Here is a 20,956-nt window from a genome sequence, read left to right on the forward strand (position 1 = left end):
CGGCTACCGCCTCAGAAGAGCACGCGCTCGACTCCGGCCGCGTCGAGGAGGTAGTCCCTGGACGCCTCGAGGCCGGCGCGGAGCCCGCCAAAGTTCACGCCGACGAGCTTGCCTCGCCATTTCCGGATGCTCCCCGCGACGATGACCGTGTCCACGTTGCTGCGGTCCATCAACGTCACCACGGCCCCCGGTACGTTGTTGAGCGGCGCCACATTGATGGCATCCGCTCGCAGCAGGAGGATGTCGGCCTCCTTGCCCGGAGTCAGCGTGCCGACCTTGTGGGAGAGACCGGCCACCCGGGCCCCCTCGACCGTGGCCAGGCGGATGACATCGCGGCACGTGAGGAGCTCGGGCAGATCCGTCTCCCCGGCCAGCGCGCGTTCGTTGATGAGCGCCCGCTGAAGCGTGAAGACGGTCCGCATCTGGGTGAAGAAGTCCGCGGTCATGGTGCACTCGACGTCGGTGCTCAGCGCGGGCTGGACGCCATGATCGAGCGCGGCCTGGATAGGCGGCATGCCGTGCCTCATGGTCATCTCGATCGGGGCCGCGATCGAGACGTTCGCGCCCGAATCGGCGATCGCCTGCCAGGAGGCCTCCGAGATGGCGCTGGCGTGGATGAACTCGAGATCTGGCCCCATCAGGCCCTCGCTCTCGATCTGCTCGATGAGCGTCCCCTGGCCGATGCTGCCGACGAGGTGCGTCACGATGGGCAGGCCGTGCTGGCGCCCGATCGCCCAGGTATCGCGCCACGCGGGGTCGAACACCTCCCCGCCCATGGCCAGGGTCAGGAGCTGGTCGGTCGAGGAGAAGTACTGGCTCTGGATCCGATCGAGATCGTTCGGGAAGATGTTGCCGGGGCCCGCGCCCGGCGAATACACGAAGAGCGCGCGGCGGCCCGAATCCTGCAGCCCACGGATGACGGCATCGGTGTGCTCCGGCGTGTGGCCCACCTGGGACGTGTCGACGACCGTCGTCACCCCGGCATCCAGCTGGCTGAGCGAGGAGGCGAGTATGGCGAGGAAGGCGTCCTGCGGCCGGAAGACCGGCGTGATGGTGAAGTGGATGGTGTCGAGGTAGTTCTTCTCGCCGTGCGGCAGCCCGTCGTTGGCCAGGAGGCCGTCCGAGAGGAAGCTCCGCAGCGCGGTCTGGTACTGGTGGTGATGGGTGTCGACGAACCCCGGCATCACGATCGTGCCCGTCGCGTCGATGATCTCCGCGCCTGGCGCGTGCAGGTGCGGCCCGACCGCGATGATCTTCTTGCCCTGCACGAGCACGTCGCCGCGGGCGAAGTCCCCCACGTTCGGATCCATGCTGAGCACGGCGCCGCCCCTCAGGATGTAACGCCGGTGCGGGGCGCCGGTCCCGTGCGGCATGTCATCCTCGTGCTCCGACCTTCCCCTCGCCGCCGCGGGCGTCGACAAGGCCGCCGCAGCACCGAGCGCTGAAGCTCCCGCCGCGAGAAACCGGCGACGAGACGAGCCCGCCTCGCCCGGCTCTCCGTCGTGGTTCGAGTCGTTTCCACAGAGCTTCTGGCACATACTGAGTTCCTCCTGCTCAGCTCACGCGTCCTTCTGTCGTGCGTCCGCCTCTCGAGACACCGACCGCTGCGTTCTGGTGGGCTGAGCAAAGCAGAGACTAACCCGGTGCGGAAGCCAGGGTCGAGCCTCGTGAGATACGATGCGATGCAGCGCGGAGGTCGTGCGCCTTGTGCCGTTGTACGGTCGCACGGTTGCACGGTCGCACGGCATCGCGCTGGAAGGCCGGATGGAGAATTTCACCCGAGATGCCGTATTACACAGCGAATCTCCCGGTAATGACTACAGAGGCGTATCGAGTGTGATGATGCGGTCGCGGCGAGATCACCTGCCCAGCGCGGTCATCTTCTCGTTGACCCAGCCGTCTCCGGCGAGGGGGTGCACGCCGGCCCCGTCCTGCTCGAGCGCGATCCCCACCGAGAGCAGCCCGCTCTTCACGAGGAACGCCCCCCTGGGGGTCTGCCCGTCGGACTTCGTGAGCCGCCCGCGGATCGCGAGATCGCCCCCCTTTGCCTCCAGCAGCCTGAAATCGACGCCGTCGTCCGCGCGCCTCACCCTCGCGGATGCCTTGAGCCCCTCCATCGTGAGCAGCCCCGCGGCCCAGCCGGGAATGGCATCCTCGGCGTCGAGCAGCATCACGGCCGGCCGCGCGTCCTTGCATTCCACCCGGATCGCCGCCTCCATGAGCCCCCGCTTCACCTCGGCGTCCTCGATGTCGATGTGCGCCCACCAGCCAGGGAGCGCCTCGCCCTCGTGCTCGATCGCGAGGTCCTCGATGTCGATGCGGCCCTTCCGCAGCCTGGCTGCCTGATTCAAGACGTTCGCCGCGTCGAGCGTCATGCGCGCCGCCACGTCGCCCTTCACCCTCGTCCGTTTCCACTGCAGGGCGCCGTGCTTCAACAGCAGGTTCAGCGAGCCCGTCCCCCGGCCCAGCGGGTCCACCTCCAGGCTGCTCCGCAGGAAGGCTGCGCCGCCGGTGAACCGCGGCGCGTCCGGCGCGGCGCCCTCGGCGTTCAGCCAGCGCAGGTCCGGGATGGCCGCGGCGACGACATCCACCTTCGACGCGAACCCCGGCTGGAGCCGCAGGAGGTGGAGCTCCGGCGCGTCGAAGGCGGCGCTCGCCCTCTCCACGACGATGGGCGGCAGCCCGCTTCCCGGGCGCTCGAGCGTCGCGCGGGGCAGCGTCACGGCGAGGCGCGCCGCTCCGCGCTCGTCGACGCGGAGCGCCGCGCGCGCCTCGGCGGTCGCGCGGAGCGACGCGGTGGAGGCCACGAGGTGGCTCGTCTCGTAGGACACGGTGCTGCCCGGCTCGACGCTCCCCCGGTTCACGACGAGGTTCGTCCGGAGCTCTCCGCTCCCGTCGTCGAGCCGGGGTCCGGCGCCATCGCCCGCGGGAAGAGGGATGAAATCGAGCCCCGGCAGCTGCGCGTCGAGGCGGACGCGCGCCCAGGCGGTTTCGAGGACGTCGAGCCCGTCGACGTCCCGCGGATCGAACGTGCTCATCGTCACGTCGGCGTCGGCGTCGAGCCGCGCGACGACGCGATCGGCGACGTGGATCTCGCCCGACCGGAGCTCGAGCGCGACGGGCCCGACGCGAACGGCGCGGAGCGGCTTGTAATAGAACCCTCCCCGCACGCGACCGCCGCCGGCATACCGGACTTGCTGGATCCAGACCTCCTTGAGCGTCGTGTCGATGCCTTCCAGGTGCACCGTCCACAGGTTGTAGCCCTCGTCCGAGCTCTCGAGATCGTGCTTCGGCGGCAGCTCCGGCTTGAGCGGAGGGTTCGCGAACTCCGGGATGGGCGGCAGCGCCTCGATGTGCGGCGCCTCCAGATCGCGCTCGCTCGTCGGATCCACGAGCATCCGCAGCCGGAACACGAAGCCCGTGGCGCGGATGTCCTCCGCATAGAACTTCTTCCGGAGGAGATCGGTCAGGTGGATATCGACGTCCGCTTCGTCGAGCTCCACCGCCCACTGAAGCACGCTGTCGGAGCCGCTGAGCCGGAGCTCTTTCACGTGAACGACGCCCGGCCAGAGGCTCCACGCCGAGCCGTAGTAGAGCGAGGCGTCGACGGGGTTTTCGCTGACGAGCCTCGCGATGAGCCCCGTGCTCAGCATGACGTTCACGGCGACGACGTAGCCGAGCCAGAGCGCCAAAGGCAGGATCAACAGCGCCTTGAGCGCCCTCCTGGCCCGTGGCCCGAGCCGCCCGCTGAGCGCAGGTGAGGACTTCAGCGCGGCGGCTTCGGGCAGGAGCGCGTGCATGAGCGCATGGATCGCACGCGCCATGCCGCGAGCTGAGCCGCGGCGCGAGGGGGCGAGCTCAGGGCTGGCCGTGGCGATATGCCCCGCTCGTGGCGAACGTCGACATGCGCGGACCGCGGTGGGGCCCGATCTCGCGCGGACGTGCCCGGAAATGGCCTTGCCGCGAGCGCTCGGCCTCCGTCGGACCCGGCAGGCACCCGGCTTGCTAACCCCGCGAACGCCGGCGCTGGCGAGCGCGTCGCGCGTCGACGCCGCTGGAGGTCCGCTGGAGTCGATCTTCCAGCTTCCAGCCATCACCCGAGGTCATCATGAACCACACTGTCCATCACGACCTGAACGACGAAGAAGCGAAGTGCGCCGTCCTGCGGGCGATGGCGAAGTATTGTGATCGATACGCGGAGTACGCTCCCTCCATCTTCTGGAGCGATGAGCGGCGCGCGGATCTCAGCCTCTCCTTCAAGGGCTTCACGCTCTCCGGGCGGCTCGAGCTCCGGCCCAGGGCCGTCGACTTCGCGATCGACATGCCGCTGCCGCTGCGCATGTTCAACCGGATGGCGATCGCGGCGATCGACGCCGAGGTGAGGCGGTGCATCGATGACGCGCACCGCGATCGCGCGCGGCGGCGCGCTCCGAGCGCGGTCGCGCAGGAGGCGCTCTGAGCGGTCCGCGCCATGAAGAGCGGAAGCGCCACGACCCCCCATGAAGGGCGCCGCCCGCGGAGCGCCCCGCGCCGCGAGCGGCGCGGAGCAGCGAGCGGCGTCGTCCTGCGCCGGCGCCGCGTCAGCGTGTCGGTCGAGTCCGTCGAGACGGTCGAGCTCGCCCGCGCGGACGGCGAGCTCGCGGGGACAGAGCAGCTCACCCCGTCACCGGTCGAGTCCGCCGAGTCGGCCGGGCTCCGGTACGTGAACGACGGTGAGCCGGGGATCTCCAGGCGAGGGGCGGGCAAGGGCTTCCGTTACGTCGACGCCGACGGTCGCCCCGTCAAGGACGAGGCGACGCTCGCGCGCATCCGCCGCCTCGCGATCCCGCCCGCGTGGACCGAGGTGTGGATCTGCCGGAGCGAGCGCGGGCACATCCAGGCGACAGGGCGGGACGCGCGCGGCCGGAAGCAGTACCGGTATCACCCGCGCTGGCGCGAGGTCCGCGACGAGACGAAGTACGACCGCATGCTCGCGTTCGGCGCGGCGCTCCCGGCGATCCGCGCGGCGAGCGAGCGCGATCTCGCGCTGCCTGGCCTGCCGCGCGAGAAGGTGCTGGCGGCCGTGGTGCGCCTGCTCGACGAGACGTCGATCCGCATAGGAAACGACGAGTACGCGCGCGACAACGACTCGTATGGACTCACCACGCTCCACGACGAGCACGTCGAGATAGAGGGGAGTCTCATCAGGTTCCACTTCAGGGGCAAGGGCGGCAAGGCGCACGCGATGACGGTGCGGGATCGGCGGCTCGCCCGCATCGTCAAGCGCTGTCAGGACGTGCCCGGCCACGAGCTGTTCCAGTACATCGACGGCGAGGGCCGGCGGCAAAGGATCCATTCGGACGACGTGAACGAGTACCTGCGCTCGGTCGCTGGCCACGACTTCACGGCGAAGGACTTCCGCACCTGGACCGGCACCGTGCTGTGCGCGTCGTTCTTCTGCGAGATGGAGATCGCGAGCTCGGTCCGCCAGGTGAAGAAGCGCGTGGCGCAGGTGATCGACAGGGTGTCCGCCCGCCTGGGCAACACACGCGCGGTCTGCCAGCGTTGTTACGTCCACCCCGCCGTGATCCGCGCCTACACGGAGGGCGCCCTGCAGTCCCTGATCGACGCGGAGGAGGCCGTCGCGGACGGGGCGGTCGCGGCGCTCAGGCCCGAAGAGGCGAAGATGCTCCGGATCGTCCGCGGCTTCGGCGAGCGAGAGGCGGTGCCGCTCGTGACCCGCCTCCGCGAGAGCGCGCGCTCGGCGCGCGCGGTGAACGCGCGGCGAGCCGGCAAGAGCGCGAAGCGTCCCCCCAGGGAACGACGCGCCGCGGCCTGAGCCGCGCCGCGGCGAGCGCCGCACGAGCGCCGCAGCCTGAGCCGCGCCGCGCCGCGGCGAGCGCGCAGCGGCCGCGCGGGGATGCGCCGCGCCCCGCTGTTGCCGACGGGTCTGCCGTGTCGTCGCGTCACAGCGTGATCGCCTCGCTGTGGCATCGTGCCGCGGACGCGACGGGCGCTGTTGCTGGGGTCGCGAGCGGCCCGCGATCTCCCGCCGGGTACGCGTGCGGTACGGTTCGTGTTGTGCGCAGCTCCTTGGAAACCAGCGCGCGCGGCGCGAACCCTCAGCCAAGGAGGTCTGCATGGCGAGCCAGAGGTTGATCACCGGGATGGTGCGAGCACGTGGGGAGGCCGAAGACGTCGTCCGGCGCATCCTGGACAGCGGGCACACGCGATGGGACGTCTGCGCCATCGTGAGCGAGGCGACGCGCCGCCAGCACATCTTGCGCTCGCGCGCATACGGTGCGGCCTCGCACGGGAGCGCGCTGACCTCCGTCCTCGCCGCGGCGAGCGCGGGGCTCGTGGTCCCGGGGCTGCGGCTCGCGGTGGCCGGCCCCATCGCGGTGAGGCTCGCGGACGCGAGCTCGGCGAGCGAGACGGCCAGCCTGAGCAGCGTGCTCGTCGACGCCGGGATCCCCGAGCAGAGCGCGCCGGAGATCGAGAGGCGCCTCAAGGAAGGCGCGATGCTCCTCGGCGCCCTCGCGCGCGACGAGAAGGACGCCGCGGCGCTGCGCGCGATCCTGCGAGACGGAGGCAACGGCGATTTCTGCGGCACGGGCAAGGGAGCCCGCGTGTTCGCCGCGCTGTGAGCCGTCGCCGGCTCGATGAGCTCGCTTCATGACCGTGAAGTCCTGGACATTGGAACGGGACTTGAAGGGAATGAAAGGGTTCAGCCGAGACTGATGCAGTACAAGGCGAACATGTACCCCTGAGGCAACGGGGGCGCGCGCCTTCCCGCAGCGGCGACGATCCCTGGCGATCGCGGCTCCTGCGTGGACGTATGGCGTGGTGGCCCACCTTGGGAGGTAAGGAGGAGAGAGGAATCGGGCGTTCACCAGACATCTCAGGAGAGTACCCATGGAACCGGTCGCATTCGCAGACGAGAGCGTGGGCCTGGACGGACTCATCGACGATGACTCGATCGAGCAGCTCAAATCGTTCTGCCGCGGCGAGATGTCCGCGGTCGAGACCTACCGTCAGGCCATCGCCGCGGCGCGCCAGGGCTGGGTTGCTCACCACCTCCGGCTGAACCTCGCGTCGCACGAGGCGCGGGTGAAGGTGCTGCGCCGGCGGATCGAGGAGCTCGGAGGCGACCCCCCGGCGAGCTCCGGGCCATGGGGCGCGTTCGCCAAGGCCGTCGAGGGGACCGCGCTGGCGCTCGGCCACAAGACGGCGCTCTCGGCGCTGGCCGAGGGGGAGGAGCACGGCCTGAAGGACTACCGGAACGACATCGAGGAGCTCGACACCGAGTCGCACGCCCTGGTGCGGGACGTGATCTTGCCGCAGCAGGTATCGACGCGCCGCTCGCTCGCGGATCTCAAGCGGCAGCTGCCGTGACGCGCGGAGCCGCCGGTGGATTGTTCCGGCGGGTCCTCCGTGCGATACTTTCGGGCGTATGGGCAGGGCTGCGCTGGACATCACCCGACTGAGCCGCGACGAGCAGCTCGACCTCCTCGACGAGTTATGGACGAGCCTCGGGCGAGACCCTGACGCGCTGCCTCTCAGCGACGCCCAGCGGGTCGAGCTCGATCGGCGCCTCGATGAGCTCGAGGCCGAGGGGCCAGCCGGGCTCACCTGGGATGAGGTCGTCGCCCAAGCGCGCGCTCGGTCACGGTGAGGCCGTACCTCGTTCGGCCCGCCGCTGCGGCGGACATCGCGCGGGCATATGCCTGGTACGAGCGAGAGCGCGACGGTCTAGGAGAGGAGTTCCTCGTGGAGGTCCGCGCGGCGATGCAGGCGGTCGTCGAGGCGCCGACGGCCTGCGCCGTTCTGCACCGCCAAACACGACGAGCGCTCGTCCGGCGCTTCCCCTATGGGCTGTTCTTTCGTCTGATGGATGACGTCGTCGTCTTCGTCGCGTGCTTTCACACGCGCCGAAGACCCGAGTCATGGAAGCGGAGGCGCTGAGGGCAACGTCGGTCGTGGGACGCGGGGCGAACTCCCCCGCTCAGCCCTTCGCGTCGTACCCCGCCTGGAGCAGCTTCGCGATCGTGGAGAGCTGCATGTTCGACGTCCCCTCGTAGATCTTCCCGATCTTCGCGTCGCGGTAGAGCTTCTCGACAGGATAGTCCTTGGTGAAGCCGACGCCGCCCATGAACTCGATACAGAGCGACGCCGTCCGCTCGGCCACCTCGGACGCGAACAGCTTGGCCATCGCCGCCTCCTTCACGAAAGGCTGGCCCGCGTCCTTGAGCCGCGCGGCGTTGTAGACGAGGAGGCGCGCGGCCTCGATCTCCATGGCGACGCGCGCAACCTGGAACTGCACGCCCTGGAAGCTCGCGATCGGCTGCCCGAACTGCTTCCGCTCGCCGATGTAGCGCATCGCGTGGTCGAACGCCCCCGCGGCCAGGCCGAGCATCTGCGCGCCGATGCCGATACGGCCCTCGTTCAGCGTCTCGATGGCGATCTTGTAGCCCTTGCCGACCTCGCCGATCACGTTGCCCTCCGGCACCTCGCAGTCCTCGAGGACGAGCTCGCACGTGCTGGAGGCGCGGATCCCGAGCTTGTTCTCCTTCTTGCCCACCGAGAAGCCGGGGAAGGATCGCTCGACCACGAAGGCCGTGATGCCCTTGTAGCCCTTCGTCGGATCGACGTTGGCGAACACAAGGAACACCGAGCTCTCGTTCGCGTTCGTGATCCAGAGCTTGCGGCCGTTCAGGATCCAGCGGTCGCCCCGGCGCTCGGCGCGGGCCGCGAGGGCGAACGCGTCCGAGCCGGAGCCCGCCTCGCTCAGCGCATACGAGCCGACCCAGTCGCGGGAGAGCCGCGGGAGGTATCTCTCCTTCTGCGCCTCGGTGCCCCAGCGGAGGAACGCATTGGCCACCAGGGTGTTCTGCACGTCGACGAGCACGCTCACGCTCGGGTCGACCACGGCGAGCGCCTCGATCGCGAGGATCGCGCTGAAGAAGCCCGCGCCCGAGCCCCCGTACGCCTCCGGGATCTCGATCCCCATGAGGCCGAGCTCGAACAGCGGAGGGAGCAGATCGTGGTCGAGCGCGCCCTCTTCGTCCATCGCCGCCGCGCGCGGCGCGACGCGCTTCCGGGCGAAATCAAGCACCGAGTCGCGGAAGAGGCGCTCCTCGTCGGAGAGCTGGGTGAGCGGGGGGTGGGACACGACGGTTTCTCCTTGTGGGCCCATGGCGCGGCGCGGCGCCATGGCGGCGTCGCCCCACTATGCTACGCGAGGGCCACGAGCGAAAGCCGTTCGAGCGCGCCCCGCCCGGTCATCGCCGCGGCGCAACGCAGGCCACGCCGCGCCGGCGGCGGACGGGGCGCGCCGCTCCGAGCCGCCTCATCCGTTGTGTCGCCGCGCGCTCCGGGGTCGGGATCGTCCAGGCTGCCACGCGCGTTGCTTCACCTGGACGCTCACGCGCGCTTGCCCGCGGGCGCGTCGCGCCGGCGGCACCGGAGCAGCGTGTGGGCGAGGCCGAGGTGGTCGATCTCCGCCTCGACGACGAGGCCCGCCTCGTCGATGCAACGCCGGATATCGGCGGCGCTGTACATGCGGCTGTTCCCGTTCGCCAGGCACGTGAAATACAGGGAAGAGCCGTGAAGACAGTGGACCGCCACCTCGTTCGCCTGCCGATCCCAGAACGTGTCGAGGATCCAGAGCACCGTCTCGTCCCCCATGGCCGACGCGGCCCGCCGGAGGATCTGCAGGATGTCCGCCTCGGAGAAGCACACGAGGAACTGGCTCATCCAGATGGCGTCGAAGCCCTTCGGGAACGCCTGGCCGTGATCCAGGAAATCGATGGGGGTGCCCATGATCCGGCCGAGCAGGCCGTGCTGTTCGACGTTGACGCGCGCGTCCTCGAGCTGGCCCGGCAGGTCGAGCAGCGTGACGCGCACGTCGGGGTCGTGCGTGCAGCACTGGATCGCCCACCGCCCCGTGTTGCCGCCGATGTCGAGGAGCGTCCTCGGCCTCCGCTCGAACACGACGGGCAGCGCCTCGGGGAACGCGGAGTCGGAGTAGAGGTGATCGAACGCAAACCAGCTCTCCCTCACCTTCGGCGGGAGCGCCGGGAGCGCCTCATAGACCGTCGGCCACTCGCCAAAGACCTTCAGGCCAGCCGGCCTGCCGTCCTCGATGGCCTCGTCGAGAAAGCGCATGCCCTCGTAACAGACGTCATGGATGAAATCCATGTTGATGCGGGTCATCCTGTCATTCTCGACGATGAGCCCGACCCGCGTGATCGTGTAGCGCTCGCCACGCTCTCGCGGCTCTGCATGGGCGTTTGCGCCGCTCGCGACGTTTGCGCCGCCTGCGCGCTCCACCAGGCCGAAGCTCAGGCTCGCCTCCAGCAAGGTCTTGGCGGCATAGGCGGAGAGGCCGGTGTCCTGGGCCACCTCCGCCGGTGTCCTGCCGCCCTTGCCAGCGCGCTGGAGCGCTTTGAGGACGCCGCGGTTTCGCATCACCCGCGCCACCTGGAACATGACGGGCGCAAACGCGATGCGCTGGGCGGCGAGCATGGCGTCGAGGGTGGGATTCGGGGCGGGATCGTTCTTCATCGAGCTCCGGTCGTCGGGGGTGGGGTCAAGGCTAGGGTGCACCCTAGCGCTGGAGGAGCAAGACGAAGCCGCAGACGCCCGTGAACAGCAGCGCGCACTCTGCCCGACCCTCGTCGGCGAGCGAGATCCCCGTCACGCCGCAGAGCATGCCGAACACGAGGCTCGCCACGCTGATCCGCCGCCGCTGGTCGATCGACCGGACCCGCGGCGGAGTGGGCGGTCTCGTGCGGTACGGGCTTGCCACCCCGTGATGATACCACCAGCGCCGCGATCACAAGGACGCCGCCGCGATGTCGAACAGCTCCTCGTCGGTGAGCGGCAGCGGGTTCGCCTTCATGCTGCTCGCCGCCCTGGCCTTCGCGACCAGCGCCGGGAGGTCCGCCTCAGCCATGCCGTAGCGCCGGAGCCCCGGGATCGCGAGGTCACGGCAGAGCTCGCGGACCCAGGCGATCCCTTCCTCGGCGCTGGCTCCGGCGCGCCCCGTGACGAGCGCGGCCAGCTCGTCGAAGCGCGGCAGCGCGCGGTGCGCCGGGTCGCGCGCGCGCAGCGCCCGCAGGTTGACCTCCAGGACGGCGGGTAAGAGCGCCGCGCACACCGCGCCGTGCGGCGCGTCGTACATGCCGCCCGCGGGCCCCGCGAAGCCGTGGACGGCCCCGAGGCCGGCGTTCGCGAGGCAGAGGCCGCCGAGCAGGCTGGCGATCGCGAGGTCGTCCCGGGCCGGCGCGTCGGCGCCCTCCAGGACCGCGCGGCGCAGCGAGCGCGCCGAGCGGCGGATGCCCTCGCGCGCGAGGCCGTCGGTGAGCGGGTTGCTGCGGCTCGACAGGAACGGCTCGATGAGCTGCGAGAGCGCGTCGAGCCCGCTCGACGCGAGCACCCCGGGCGGGGCGCCCGCGAGCAGGTCGGGGTCGACCACCGCGAGGCGCGGCAGCATGTGCGGGCTGCGCAGGCTCGCCTTCACGCCGGCCTCCCGCGACGCGAGCACCGCGTTGCGCGTCACCTCCGCGCCGGTGCCCGCGGTCGTGGGGATCGCCACGAACGGCACGGACGGCCTGGAGAGCGCTCCCCCCTTGCCGATGACCTCCAGGTAATCGAGCGGGTCGCCGCCGTTCGCGACGAGCGCGGCGATCGCCTTGCCGGCGTCGATCGCGCTGCCGCCGCCGAGCGCCACGACGACGTCGCACCGCTCGGCCGCGGCCCGCGACGTCCCCTCGCGGGCGATGTCCACCGTGGGCTCGCCCGCGACGGCGAAGCGCACCGCGGCGACGCCCGCCGCGGCGAGCGCGGCGAGGAGCGGCGTGGCGCGGCCGGGATCCTGCCCGGTGACGACGAGCGCCCGCGTCCCGCCGAGGCCGCGCACGGCCGCGGGGACCTCGGCGACCTTGCCCGCGCCGAAGGCGATGCGCGTCGCGGTGGCGAACTCGAAGGCGGGCTCATGGCCGGGAGGCGTCATGTCAATACCCCGCGTCGTCAGGGAAGACATTGACGTATTTCCGGCTGGTCCGCGGCTCGGCCATCATCTCCGCGACGGTGTCCCGCCACCGCTGGTAATGCGCCGTTTCCTTGTGTGCGGCCGGCGCTTCCTTGGTCCTGTAGACCTCGACGAGCACGAACCGCGCGGGATCCTCGGTGTCCTGGACGACGTCGAACCGGGCGATCCCCGGCTCCTTGACGCTCTCGCGTGCGTTCTCGATCGTCGCGCTCCGGAAGGCGTCGACGAGCTCGGGTCTGACACGTACATGCACATGCACGACGAACAGGCTGTTGGACATGCGCGCAATCTAGCTCGGGCGCGCCGCCGCAGGAACCCGGCTCGCGCCGCGGCCGGCCTTCCGGGAGAGCGCGCGCGGGCTCGGCCGAGCGCGCTGCCTCCGGGCGGGGCGCGGCGGCGGGGGGCAGGGCGGGCGCGCGGGTGGCGGGGCGGCCGGCAGAGCGCCGTCGCTCCCTGCGTGGACTCCCGACTTGGCCCGGCCGGCTCGCGCACTACGATCGTCGTGACCCGGCGTGCGGCTCGGCAAGCGTCGAGTGCATGAGCGCCGCGAGCGAGGAAGGTCGATATGGCGGATCCGACCCCGGAGAGCCCGCAGCCCGATGCGGCGCGGTCCATCGCGCTGCATTCCATCGAGTTCAGGTCCGATCACGGTCTCCTGAAGGACTGCAAGGGGGAGAGCGGCTGGAGGAACGAGGGGGCCCCGTGCCCACGGCCGGAGTGGACATCGGGGGGCGCCGTCCCCCTCTCGATCTCGATGGGGCGGCACATCGTCGTCCGGCTCCAGCTCGCGCAGCGCGACGCGTACAGCGCGGCGGCGGCCGAGATCCGCGCCGTGGGGCCGGGGGGCATCGCCCTCGAGCGGCGCGGCGGCGGGGCCGTCGCCGCGCCGCTCGATCTCTTCTCCTCGCGGAAGATCGGGAGGAAGATCCAGAAGTTCAACCTCGCCCTGAGCTGGTCTGCAGGGGCGGGAGCTACGGTGTCGCCCGCCCGGACCTCGAACGTCGTCTATGTCACGATGGGCAGGCCCCAGACCGACAGACAGGATGTCTGGCAGGAAGACGGGGTGACCTTGAAGCGGATGGACAGGGCGGTTTCCTGGATCGCGCCGATGGAAACCCTCAATCCCCACGAGATCGTGGAGGGGGTCATGGCCAGGTTCCCGACGTACACGCTCCTGCCGAGCCCGAGGGTGCCCCGGAAGTACCGTCACCCGACGTACATGAACGACGAGGGCGGCGCCTGGCCGATGACCGATCACGTCGAGGAGAGCGGGGAGTGCCAGGCGATCGTCCGCCTCCTCCGCGGCATGCTGCGCCAGCTCGGGATCCCGGGGCGGACGCGCATGATCGTGGTCTGGGGCGACCCCAACGTGGGCGGCGGGCGCAGGACGCTGTCGGCCGATGTCGAGCAGAACCCGTGGGCGGGGCTCGACGTCACGAAGGTCGAGGGCGGCCGCGTGTGGCGCGCCGCGCTCGTCGACGGGCCGGTGGAGGTGGGGAGGACCTATCCGGCGTCCCATACGCGCCTCCCCGACGGGACGCTCAGCCCGGGGCTCAACCGGTACGAGGCGTGCCTCGAGTTCTCCCACGGCGGCGTGACCAGGTATTACGCGGGGGGCGCCGGCGTGTTCGATTCCGTGGAGCCGATCCTGGGCGTCTTCTGGGGGCTCATCTGGTTCAGCTCGGCGCCGGACGACGGGTACCGCGTGGAGCAGATCGTGGCGACCTACAGAAACGGAGGCTGGGGATGAGCGCGGACGCATTTCACAAGCAGGACGTCGACGCGAAGATCGCGGGGTGGCTCGCGGCCGTGGCGCGCGTCTCGCTGGATGGCTTCACGCCCGTCGAGCGGTTCGACGACGTGCCGGCCCAGGCGCGCGCGGAGTCGTTCCACTGGTGCGACTCCATCTTCCGGGACGAGCTCAACCCGCACGGCGAGGCCGTGAAGGCGCGCCACGCGTTCCATGCCGCCACGGACGATACGCCCGACCTGCTCCGCCACGAGTACGCCGCGGGCGGGCTCGGGCTCACCGTCATCGAGGGGCGCAACTTCATTCTCGTCCAGGTCGATCGCGCGAGCCTCGATATCCTCTCTCTCTGCGGTCCAGACCGCGCCGCCGCCGTGCGCCGGGTGGCGGAGGCGCTCTTCAACACCGGCGTGGAGTCGAGCGCGGTGGGCATTCCGGTGACCACCGGCCCGGCGGCCTGCCCGGACGCCGGGACACAGGAGCTCGAGGAAGGGACGGTGTTTTCGAGCAATCCGGCCGTGGACCCGGATCTCCTCACCTGCTGGAAAGACCGCACGGAGTGCGGTGTTCAGGGCGGAAGGCTCTACTTCCTCTGCTACAAGAAATCATCCCAGCGCGTGGGGTTCGCGAACGCGTGGCAATGGTTCGACGACCGGAGGGCCGGGGTCGGGTGAGGCGGGGGTAGGCGCGGAGCGCGCGGGAAAGCGCGGGGACGTGCGGGGACGTACGAGAACGAGGATCACCGCTGCGCCGGTATTGCGTCTGCGCGCCGCGCGCGGGATGTTGCGCGCGTGGCGGGACCACAGGCACCCAGGATCTTGATCTTCCCAGGCGGCCCCTCGGGCGCTGCGCAGGCGCTCGCCGCGGCGCGCGGCCATGTCGCGGTCCCGGCGCGGGACGTCGAGGCCGGGCTGGATCTCCTGGCGACTCAGCCGTTCGACGTGGCCGTGCTGGCGGCCGAGGGGCCGCTCGAGGAAACGCTCGCGCTCTGCCGGCGGCTGCGCGCGGCGCCCGGGGGCGATCGCGTGGCCGTCGTCGCCGTCACCGGGAGCGCGGGCGCGACAGCGGCGCTGCTCGAGGCGGGCGCGACGGTCGTGGCGGCGGCGCTCGAGCCGTCGATCGCCATCCAGCTCGACGCGGCGGTGTGGTGGGCGCGGCGGCCGTCGGCGCGCGTGGCCGACCGGGCGCCCGCGGAGCGCGCGTTGCTCGAGCGCGCCGCGCGCTCCTTCGGCGACGCGTCCGCGGAGGTGATCAAGGCCGCGGAGGACGCGCTCCGGACGAGCGAGGAGCGCATGCGGCTCGTCGTGCGCGCCACGAGCGACGCCTTCTGGGACTGGGATCTCTCGTCCGGGCGCGTCACCGGCAGCGAGCGCATGCGGAGCTTCTATGGCACGGGCGGCGCCGACATCGAGGAGGACGCGGTGTGGTGGTTCGAGCGGGTCCACCCCGAGGATCGCGATCGCGTGATGAACGGGCTGCGGCGCGCGATGGAGGGGGGCGAGGGCACGTTCGAGCTCTGGTACCGGTGCCTGCTCGCGGACGGCAGCTACGCCGACGTCCACGACCGGGGCATCGTGCTGCGCGACGCGACCGGCAGGGCGTACCGGATGCTCGGGGCCGTGTCCGACGTCACGGAGCGCCGGCAGATGGAGACGCGGCTCCAGCTCGCCGATCGCATGGCCTCGCTCGGCACGCTCGCGGCCGGGGTGGCGCACGAGATCAACAACCCCCTCGCGTACATGGTCGCGAACGTCGATTTCGCGCGCAAGGAGCTCCGCGCGAAGGGGGCCGGCGCGCGCCTCGACGCGCTCCTCTCGGCGCTCGACGAGGCCGCGGAGGGCGGCTCGCGGGTACGGCACATCGTGGGCGGCCTGAAGACGTTCTCGCGGGCCGACGGCGGCGAGCTCGGCCCGGTCGACGTCGACCCGGTGATCCAGCTGGTGCTGCGGATGGCGCAGCAGCAGATCCAGAGCAAGGCGCGGCTCGTCCTGGAGCTCCGCCCGGTGCCGGCCGTCCACGCGAACGAGGCGCAGCTCGGCCAGGTGATCCTGAACCTGCTCGTGAACGCCGCCCAGGCGCTGCCGGAGGGGAAGGTGTCGGAGAACGAGATCCGGATCTCCACCGCCCCCGCGCCGCCCGGCCGCGTGTGCATCGAGGTGTGCGACACCGGGCCAGGGATCGCGCCGGATCTGCGGAGCCGCATCTTCGACCCGTTCTTCACGACGAAGCCCATCGGGGAAGGGACGGGGCTCGGGCTCGCGATCTGCCACGGCATCGTGACGAGCTTCCGGGGCGAGATCGGCGTCGAGAGCGAGGTCGGCAAGGGGGCGTGTTTCCGCGTGCTCTTGCCTGTCCATGACCATCGCGCGGGGGCAGGCGAGCAGCGCGACGCCGCCTCGGGCGGGGCCTCCGATGAGCTTCCCGAGGAGGCCGCTCAGTAGGCGCTCCGCCGTCCTTGGCGGACGGGCTTCGACGGGCCGCGCGCCGTCCGTGCTCCGGCGCGCCGCGGCGCCGCTCCGCGGGACCGACCGCTTGCCAGGGCCGCGGCGTTCGCTCAAGTTGCGTCACCGGCCCCATGAACACTCGATCGGTCAGGGCCGCAGCTGGGCTGCTCGGCGGGGCGGCAGAGGAAGCGCGCCGCGCGGCGCAGTCCGGTCGTGAGGTTCGGTCATGATCGAGAAAACGGGCCGCATCCTGGTCGTCGAGGACGATCTGGATATCAGGAGCATTCTGACGCAGCTCCTCGTGTTCGAGGGGTACGACGTCGAGGAGGCCGCGGACGGCGCCGAGGCGCTCGCGCTGCTGCGGCGGGACGCGCCGCCCGCGCTGATCCTGCTCGATCTGATGATGCCGGTCATGGATGGGTGGCAGCTCCGCGCCGAGCTCCAGCGCGACCCGGCGCTGGCGTCGATCCCGGTGGTGATCGTGTCCGCCGACGTGCGGGTCGAGCAGGAGGCGTCGCGGCTGCGCGTCGCGGGCCTGCTGAAGAAGCCGCTCCAGATCGAGCCGCTGCTCGAGCTGGTCCACCGCATCTGCGGCGCGCCGGCGTGATGAGCCGGGCGGGGCGCGCGCGCCTATCGAGCGAGATCGCGCGCCAGGGCGGCGCTCACGCGGCCCGGGCGCCCTGATCAGGCTCCGGGGCGCGGCGCTGCCTGATCGGCAGCGCCCGCGGCGGGCGCCGTCCCCTCCGCGAGGCGGCCGGCGCCGTGCTCGTGGAAGTACTCCGCAAGCCGCCTGTCGGCCTCGTCGCCGAAGAGGAGCTCGCACGCCTCGCGGAGGCCGGGCGACCTCGCGAGCGCCTCGCGGCGGAGCAAGAGCGAGATCTTCGTGCGCCGCCGCAGGAAATCATCGAGCTTCGCGATCATCTCGTGCTTCGCGGCGTGGGCGACCTCGCAGCGCAGGTCGTCCGCCCCTTCGAACAGCGGATCGGCCATCCTCGGATCGCGCTGGATGTCCTCGAGCAGCCCGAGCGCCTGCGCGCCATAGCGGCGCCATAGCCGCGTGCTGAGCGTCTCCGAGGCGCGCGGCGGCGTCAGCGCGTCGAGATCGAGGGCGCGCGCCTTGTGGAAGAACTCTTTACGAAGCGCCTCGCCCGGCTCGCCATACCAGCGCTGCGCAGGGCGGGGCAGCGCGACGCCGAGCCGCTGCACGGCGGCGCAGACCTCGTCGCCCACGTTGATGCAATCGGTGAGCTTGCCGCCGAAGATGCTCACGTGGGCCTGCGCCCCGTCCACCTCGAGGGCGTGCTTGCGCGAGAGCTGCAGCCAGTCCTCGCCCTCCCCGCCGCCCTCGACGGCCAGGGGGCGCACCCCGCAGCGCTCGGCGATGACGTCGGCCTCGGTCAGCGGGCGGGGCAGGTTGAGGCGCTTGTTGATGTTGGAGAGCACGAAGCGCCGATCCTCGGGCGTCACCGCCGCGCGCGGGCTCTCGACGCGGGTGTCGGTCGTGCCGATGCACGTCCTCGAGCCCATCGGGATCACGAAGAACAGCCGGCCGTCGTCCGCGAAGAACGTGAGCACCCGCCGGCTCGCGGTGAGCCGATCCACGATGAGGTGGATGCCCTTCGAGAAGATGTGGCGGTGCCTCGTCCGCTGGCCCGTCAGCTCGTTGTGCGCGTCCACGAACGGCCCGCAGGCGTTGACGAGCACGCGCGACCGGACGGCGAGCTCCCTGCCCGACAGGACGTCGCGGGCGCGCGTGACCCACGCGCCCCCCTCGCGCCGCGCGCCGAGCGACTCGACGTAGTTGGCCGCCCGCGCGCCGTGATCGAGCGCCGCGCGCACGAAGCCCCAGACGAACCGCGCGTCGTTGTCGACGAGGTACGCGTCGGAGTACTCGAATCCTCCGTCGCAGCCGTCCAGGTTGATGATCGGCTCCTCCCGCGCGATCGTGCGGCGGGAGAGCAGGCGGGGGATGCGCGTGAAGAAGCTGCCGATGATCCAGTAGAGCCAGGTGCCGAGGAAGAGCTTGAAGAGCCCGTGGCGGAAGCCCCGCTCGTGCGCGGCGTAGAACCGGATCTCCTGCACCGACGACGGGTAGCTCCTGAGGAGGAGGTTCCTCGACGTGCAGAGCTTCCGCACGAGCGGAAACTCGAAGCTCTCCATGTACTTGATGCCGCCCCAGGCGAGGTTCGACGACTCCTGGCTGGTGAATCCGGCGAAGTCGCCCCGATCGATCAGCGCGACCTTCGCCCCCCGCGCGGCGAGGGCCGCGGCCGCGACGGCGCCGTTGATCCCGGCGCCGAGGACGAGGACGTCGAATGTGTCCCGGCTCAAGCTGTCGATGTTCGTGGCCCGCAGCATCGATGGCGATCCGGCGAAGGCGCGGCCGGCGCGCGCCCCATCTGCTTTATCACGTCCCCGCCGCCTCGTGGCGGCGGACGGCGCCCGACGTCTCGCCAGCGTCTCGCTCAGCCCATCAGCCCATCGGCCCAGCTGCCCTCCTCGGCGCGGTACGCGTCGGACGACGGCGCCGGCTGGACGCGGCGCGGGCTGCTCTTCGCCGCGGCGGCGTGGCCGGTGTGGAGGTGCTGCCAGCGCGCCATCTTGGTGTAGACGCCGCCCCGCCGCAGGAGCTCTCCGTGCCCGCCGTGCTCGACGATGCGGCCGCGCTCCATCACGAAGATCTGGTCGCAGTCGACGACCGTGCTCAGGCGGTGGCTCATCAGGACGATCGTCCGCTTCCCCTTCAGGGCCCGCAGCGCCTCGCCGATGGTCCGCTCGTGCTCGGCGTCGAGCCCGTCGGTCGGCTCGTCGATCACCAGGATGGGCGCGTCCGTCAGCAGCGCGCGCGCGATCGCGATGCGCTGCCGCTGGCCGGTCGACAGGTTGAGCCCGCCGTCGGCGATCGCCGTCAGGTAGCCGTCCGGCAGCGCCTCGATGAAGCCGGCCGCCCCCGCCATCTCGGCCGCCCTCCGGATCTCCTGGTCGGTCGCGGAGGGGCGGCCGTAGGCGATGTTCTCCGCGATCGTCGCCGGCAGGAGGATGCTGTCCTGGAGGACGAGCGCGATGTGCCGGCGCAGGTCGGCCACGCGGACCGCGCGCGTGTCGATGCCGTCGAGCCGCAGCGCGCCGCAGGTCGGGTTGTGGAAGCGCGGCAGCAGGCCGAGCAGCGTCGTCTTGCCGGCGCCGACCGAGCCCACGAACGCGACCATCTCGCCCGGCCGGATCGTCGCGTCGAGCCCGCGCAGCACCGGGTGGCCCGGGCGGTACTCGAACCCGACGCCATCGAGCGAGAGCGCGCGCGGCTGGGGCGGGAGGGGGGCCGCGTCGTGCCCGTCGACGACCGCCTGGTCGCGGTCCAGCACCTCGAAGACGCGCTGCGCGCCCGCGACGCCGCCCTGCACCGCGGCGCCGGCGCCGGTCAGCTTGCAGAGCGGGTCGTAGAGCATGCCCAGGTACCCGAGGAACGCCGTCAGCGCGCCGAGCGTCATGCCGGCCTCGCTCCCGCTCGCCCGGGCCTGGACGATGAGGTAGCCGCCGTAGCCGAGCACCAGCGCGCCGCCGAGCCCGAGGATCGAGCCCATGGCGAGCGTGTGGCGGAGCTCGTCGTGGTGGAGCCGGAGCCACGCCTTCACGCTGTTGCGCAGCGTCGTGTGGAAGCGCGCCTCCTCGTCCGCCTCGCGGCCGAACGCCTGGACGAGGCCGATCGACGCCATCGAGCGCTGGACGGACGTCGCGAACTCGCTCTCGACCTCCTTCGCCTCGGTGCACTTCTTGTGCAGCACGCGCCCGAACCTGGCGTTCGTGAGGAGGAGCGGCGGGACGACCGCGAGCGCGAGCAGCGTGAGCTCCAGGCTGCGCGAGGCCATGATGCAGATCATCACGGCGAGCGTCAGCGCGCTCCCCATCACCGCGACCGCCACGTTGAGGATGCCGTGGAACCCGGAGGCGTCCTGGTTGAGCCGGTAGAGCGCGTCCCCCTGCGGCTGCGCCCGGTGATAGCCCATGTGGAGCGCCTGGAGCTTCCGGTACACGTCGCGCCGCACGCGCGTGAGCCCGCCATAGCCGATGCGGAACGTGAGCAAGGCGCGGCCCATGCCCACGAACTCCTGCGCCACGCGGAGGACGAGCGTGATCGCCGCGAGCCCGAGGACGCGGCCGAGCAGGCTGTCCGGGAGCGGCGCGAGCAGGAGGCGGTGGACGAAGTCCCCCGCGCGCGGGCCTGTCGAGATGAGATCCACGATCACGGCGACCGGCCACACCTGGAGCAGGCTGATCGTGATCGAGGCGCAGACCAGCACGGCGAGCGCCCCGAGGCGCGCCCACTCGCCCTTGAAATAGGCGCCCACCCGGAGGAAGAAGCGGACCCGCTCGGTGCCGGCCGGCTGGCTGGGCGCGGCGCGCGCGGCCGCCAGCTGCGCGGTCGTCCGCGGGGAGTGCCTCGAAAACCTGACCCTGCCTTCGCGCCGAGGCGAAGGATGATAGTGCTTGCGGTGAGCCGGTGCGCTCATGGTTCGCTGAGCTCTCTCCTGTCTACGGCTGAGGTGGTCGTGGGCGGCCCATCTCGGGCCCCGCCTGACGATCCATCGGTTACGACCGGTAGCGAGGTATCGCCGCTGGTGTAACAGCCCGACGCGGACGCGCTCTACGTGAGTACCGGAGAAGAGGTCGGCGCTCGCTGATTTGCTGCGCGGTTGTCCGGGACTCCAGGGCCAATGACGCCGGCGCGGCCAA

19 protein-coding genes are annotated in these 20,956 nt (G+C 71.3%); 10 read left to right on the forward strand and 9 right to left on the reverse strand.

Translation table 11 applies throughout. The features are described 5' to 3' along the window. Window positions 1-11: 11 nt before the first annotated feature. Window positions 12-1,538: an amidohydrolase family protein gene (locus tag WMF44_RS06515; RefSeq protein ID WP_437298251.1), complete on the reverse strand. Its 1,527-nt coding sequence runs from the start codon at window positions 1,536-1,538 to the stop codon at window positions 12-14. A 321-nt stretch (window positions 1,539-1,859) separates the two neighbouring features. Further along, window positions 1,860-3,824 (reverse strand): hypothetical protein, encoded by a 1,965-nt coding sequence (locus WMF44_RS06520; RefSeq protein WP_437298252.1) that lies wholly within the window; start codon window positions 3,822-3,824, stop codon window positions 1,860-1,862. 284 nt (window positions 3,825-4,108) lie between these two features. Here WMF44_RS06520 and WMF44_RS06525 point away from each other — a divergent pair, with 284 nt between their 5' ends. The 6 genes from WMF44_RS06525 (at window position 4,109) to WMF44_RS06550 (ending at window position 7,944) form a co-directional block, all read left to right on the forward strand. Then, window positions 4,109-4,459 (forward strand): polyhydroxyalkanoic acid system family protein, encoded by a 351-nt coding sequence (locus WMF44_RS06525; protein ID WP_437298253.1) that lies wholly within the window; start codon window positions 4,109-4,111, stop codon window positions 4,457-4,459. A gap of 12 nt (window positions 4,460-4,471) precedes the next feature. Continuing rightward, window positions 4,472-5,818 (forward strand): DNA topoisomerase IB, encoded by a 1,347-nt coding sequence (locus WMF44_RS06530; RefSeq protein WP_437298254.1) that lies wholly within the window; start codon window positions 4,472-4,474, stop codon window positions 5,816-5,818. 301 nt (window positions 5,819-6,119) lie between these two features. Next, complete coding sequence (locus WMF44_RS06535; protein WP_437298255.1) at window positions 6,120-6,626, forward strand: hypothetical protein; 507 nt, start codon at window positions 6,120-6,122, stop codon at window positions 6,624-6,626. Window positions 6,627-6,894: 268 nt separating this feature from the next. After that, window positions 6,895-7,374, forward strand: coding sequence for a DUF2383 domain-containing protein (locus tag WMF44_RS06540; RefSeq protein WP_012233797.1), 480 nt, complete (start codon window positions 6,895-6,897; stop codon window positions 7,372-7,374). Window positions 7,375-7,432: 58 nt separating this feature from the next. After that, window positions 7,433-7,654: an addiction module protein gene (locus WMF44_RS06545; RefSeq protein WP_437298256.1), complete on the forward strand. Its 222-nt coding sequence runs from the start codon at window positions 7,433-7,435 to the stop codon at window positions 7,652-7,654. Further along, on the forward strand, window positions 7,651-7,944 hold the full coding sequence (locus tag WMF44_RS06550) for a type II toxin-antitoxin system RelE/ParE family toxin (RefSeq protein WP_437298257.1): 294 nt from the start codon (window positions 7,651-7,653) through the stop codon (window positions 7,942-7,944). Before WMF44_RS06545 ends, WMF44_RS06550 begins: the two co-directional genes overlap by 4 nt. A gap of 40 nt (window positions 7,945-7,984) precedes the next feature. Here WMF44_RS06550 and WMF44_RS06555 read toward each other — a convergent pair whose 3' ends face one another. The 5 genes from WMF44_RS06555 to WMF44_RS06575 all read right to left on the reverse strand — a co-directional run bounded on the left by WMF44_RS06555 (window position 7,985) and on the right by WMF44_RS06575 (window position 12,314). Next, window positions 7,985-9,151 (reverse strand): acyl-CoA dehydrogenase, encoded by a 1,167-nt coding sequence (locus WMF44_RS06555; protein ID WP_437298258.1) that lies wholly within the window; start codon window positions 9,149-9,151, stop codon window positions 7,985-7,987. 251 nt (window positions 9,152-9,402) lie between these two features. Further along, window positions 9,403-10,545: a class I SAM-dependent methyltransferase gene (locus tag WMF44_RS06560; protein ID WP_437298259.1), complete on the reverse strand. Its 1,143-nt coding sequence runs from the start codon at window positions 10,543-10,545 to the stop codon at window positions 9,403-9,405. A gap of 43 nt (window positions 10,546-10,588) precedes the next feature. Then, window positions 10,589-10,789, reverse strand: a complete 201-nt coding sequence (locus WMF44_RS06565; RefSeq protein WP_437298260.1) for a hypothetical protein — start codon at window positions 10,787-10,789, stop codon at window positions 10,589-10,591. Between the two features lie 27 nt (window positions 10,790-10,816). Further along, complete coding sequence (locus WMF44_RS06570; protein WP_437298261.1) at window positions 10,817-11,995, reverse strand: iron-containing alcohol dehydrogenase; 1,179 nt, start codon at window positions 11,993-11,995, stop codon at window positions 10,817-10,819. A 1-nt stretch (window position 11,996) separates the two neighbouring features. Further along, on the reverse strand, window positions 11,997-12,314 hold the full coding sequence (locus WMF44_RS06575) for a putative quinol monooxygenase (protein WP_437298262.1): 318 nt from the start codon (window positions 12,312-12,314) through the stop codon (window positions 11,997-11,999). A gap of 285 nt (window positions 12,315-12,599) precedes the next feature. Between WMF44_RS06575 and WMF44_RS06580 the strand changes: the two genes are divergently transcribed. From WMF44_RS06580 to WMF44_RS06595, 4 genes are all read left to right on the forward strand, one after another. Continuing rightward, window positions 12,600-13,784 (forward strand): hypothetical protein, encoded by a 1,185-nt coding sequence (locus tag WMF44_RS06580; RefSeq protein WP_437298263.1) that lies wholly within the window; start codon window positions 12,600-12,602, stop codon window positions 13,782-13,784. Beyond that, window positions 13,781-14,455 carry a hypothetical protein gene (locus tag WMF44_RS06585; protein WP_437298264.1) on the forward strand — a complete coding sequence of 225 codons (675 nt, stop codon included), beginning with the start codon at window positions 13,781-13,783 and terminating at the stop codon, window positions 14,453-14,455. The genes WMF44_RS06580 and WMF44_RS06585 overlap by 4 nt, the downstream gene beginning before the upstream one ends. A 144-nt stretch (window positions 14,456-14,599) precedes the next feature. Next, complete coding sequence (locus WMF44_RS06590) at window positions 14,600-16,222, forward strand: hybrid sensor histidine kinase/response regulator (RefSeq protein WP_437298265.1); 1,623 nt, start codon at window positions 14,600-14,602, stop codon at window positions 16,220-16,222. Window positions 16,223-16,451: 229 nt separating this feature from the next. After that, window positions 16,452-16,832: a response regulator gene (locus tag WMF44_RS06595; RefSeq protein WP_437298266.1), complete on the forward strand. Its 381-nt coding sequence runs from the start codon at window positions 16,452-16,454 to the stop codon at window positions 16,830-16,832. 77 nt (window positions 16,833-16,909) lie between these two features. On the opposite strand, the gene WMF44_RS06600 is transcribed toward WMF44_RS06595, so the two are convergent. Both WMF44_RS06600 and WMF44_RS06605 read right to left on the reverse strand, forming a co-directional pair. Then, a complete protein-coding gene (locus WMF44_RS06600) occupies window positions 16,910-18,583 on the reverse strand; it encodes a glycerol-3-phosphate dehydrogenase/oxidase (protein WP_437298267.1) in 1,674 nt (557 codons plus the stop codon). A 107-nt stretch (window positions 18,584-18,690) separates the two neighbouring features. Continuing rightward, window positions 18,691-20,733: an ABC transporter ATP-binding protein gene (locus tag WMF44_RS06605; RefSeq protein WP_437298268.1), complete on the reverse strand. Its 2,043-nt coding sequence runs from the start codon at window positions 20,731-20,733 to the stop codon at window positions 18,691-18,693. Window positions 20,734-20,956 lie beyond the last annotated feature (223 nt).

The organism is Sorangium sp. So ce426 (assembly GCF_051475585.1).
Lineage (GTDB): Bacteria > Myxococcota_A > Polyangia > Polyangiales > Polyangiaceae > Sorangium > Sorangium cellulosum_B.

Excerpts from the sequence above, each read along its gene's own strand:
- WMF44_RS06515 (WP_437298251.1), bottom strand. The coding sequence starts at position 1,538 with ATGTGCCAGAAGCTCTGTGGAAACGACTCGAACCACGACGGAGAGCCG.
- WMF44_RS06520 (WP_437298252.1), bottom strand. The coding sequence starts at position 3,824 with ATGGCGCGTGCGATCCATGCGCTCATGCACGCGCTCCTGCCCGAAGCC.
- WMF44_RS06525 (WP_437298253.1), top strand. The coding sequence starts at position 4,109 with ATGAACCACACTGTCCATCACGACCTGAACGACGAAGAAGCGAAGTGC.
- WMF44_RS06530 (WP_437298254.1), top strand. The coding sequence starts at position 4,472 with ATGAAGAGCGGAAGCGCCACGACCCCCCATGAAGGGCGCCGCCCGCGG.
- WMF44_RS06535 (WP_437298255.1), top strand. The coding sequence starts at position 6,120 with ATGGCGAGCCAGAGGTTGATCACCGGGATGGTGCGAGCACGTGGGGAG.
- WMF44_RS06540 (WP_012233797.1), top strand. The coding sequence starts at position 6,895 with ATGGAACCGGTCGCATTCGCAGACGAGAGCGTGGGCCTGGACGGACTC.
- WMF44_RS06545 (WP_437298256.1), top strand. The coding sequence starts at position 7,433 with ATGGGCAGGGCTGCGCTGGACATCACCCGACTGAGCCGCGACGAGCAG.
- WMF44_RS06560 (WP_437298259.1), bottom strand. The coding sequence starts at position 10,545 with ATGAAGAACGATCCCGCCCCGAATCCCACCCTCGACGCCATGCTCGCC.
- WMF44_RS06570 (WP_437298261.1), bottom strand. The coding sequence starts at position 11,995 with ATGACGCCTCCCGGCCATGAGCCCGCCTTCGAGTTCGCCACCGCGACG.
- WMF44_RS06575 (WP_437298262.1), bottom strand. The coding sequence starts at position 12,314 with ATGTCCAACAGCCTGTTCGTCGTGCATGTGCATGTACGTGTCAGACCC.
- WMF44_RS06580 (WP_437298263.1), top strand. The coding sequence starts at position 12,600 with ATGGCGGATCCGACCCCGGAGAGCCCGCAGCCCGATGCGGCGCGGTCC.
- WMF44_RS06585 (WP_437298264.1), top strand. The coding sequence starts at position 13,781 with ATGAGCGCGGACGCATTTCACAAGCAGGACGTCGACGCGAAGATCGCG.
- WMF44_RS06595 (WP_437298266.1), top strand. The coding sequence starts at position 16,452 with ATGATCGAGAAAACGGGCCGCATCCTGGTCGTCGAGGACGATCTGGAT.
- WMF44_RS06600 (WP_437298267.1), bottom strand. The coding sequence starts at position 18,583 with ATGCTGCGGGCCACGAACATCGACAGCTTGAGCCGGGACACATTCGAC.
- WMF44_RS06605 (WP_437298268.1), bottom strand. The coding sequence starts at position 20,733 with ATGAGCGCACCGGCTCACCGCAAGCACTATCATCCTTCGCCTCGGCGC.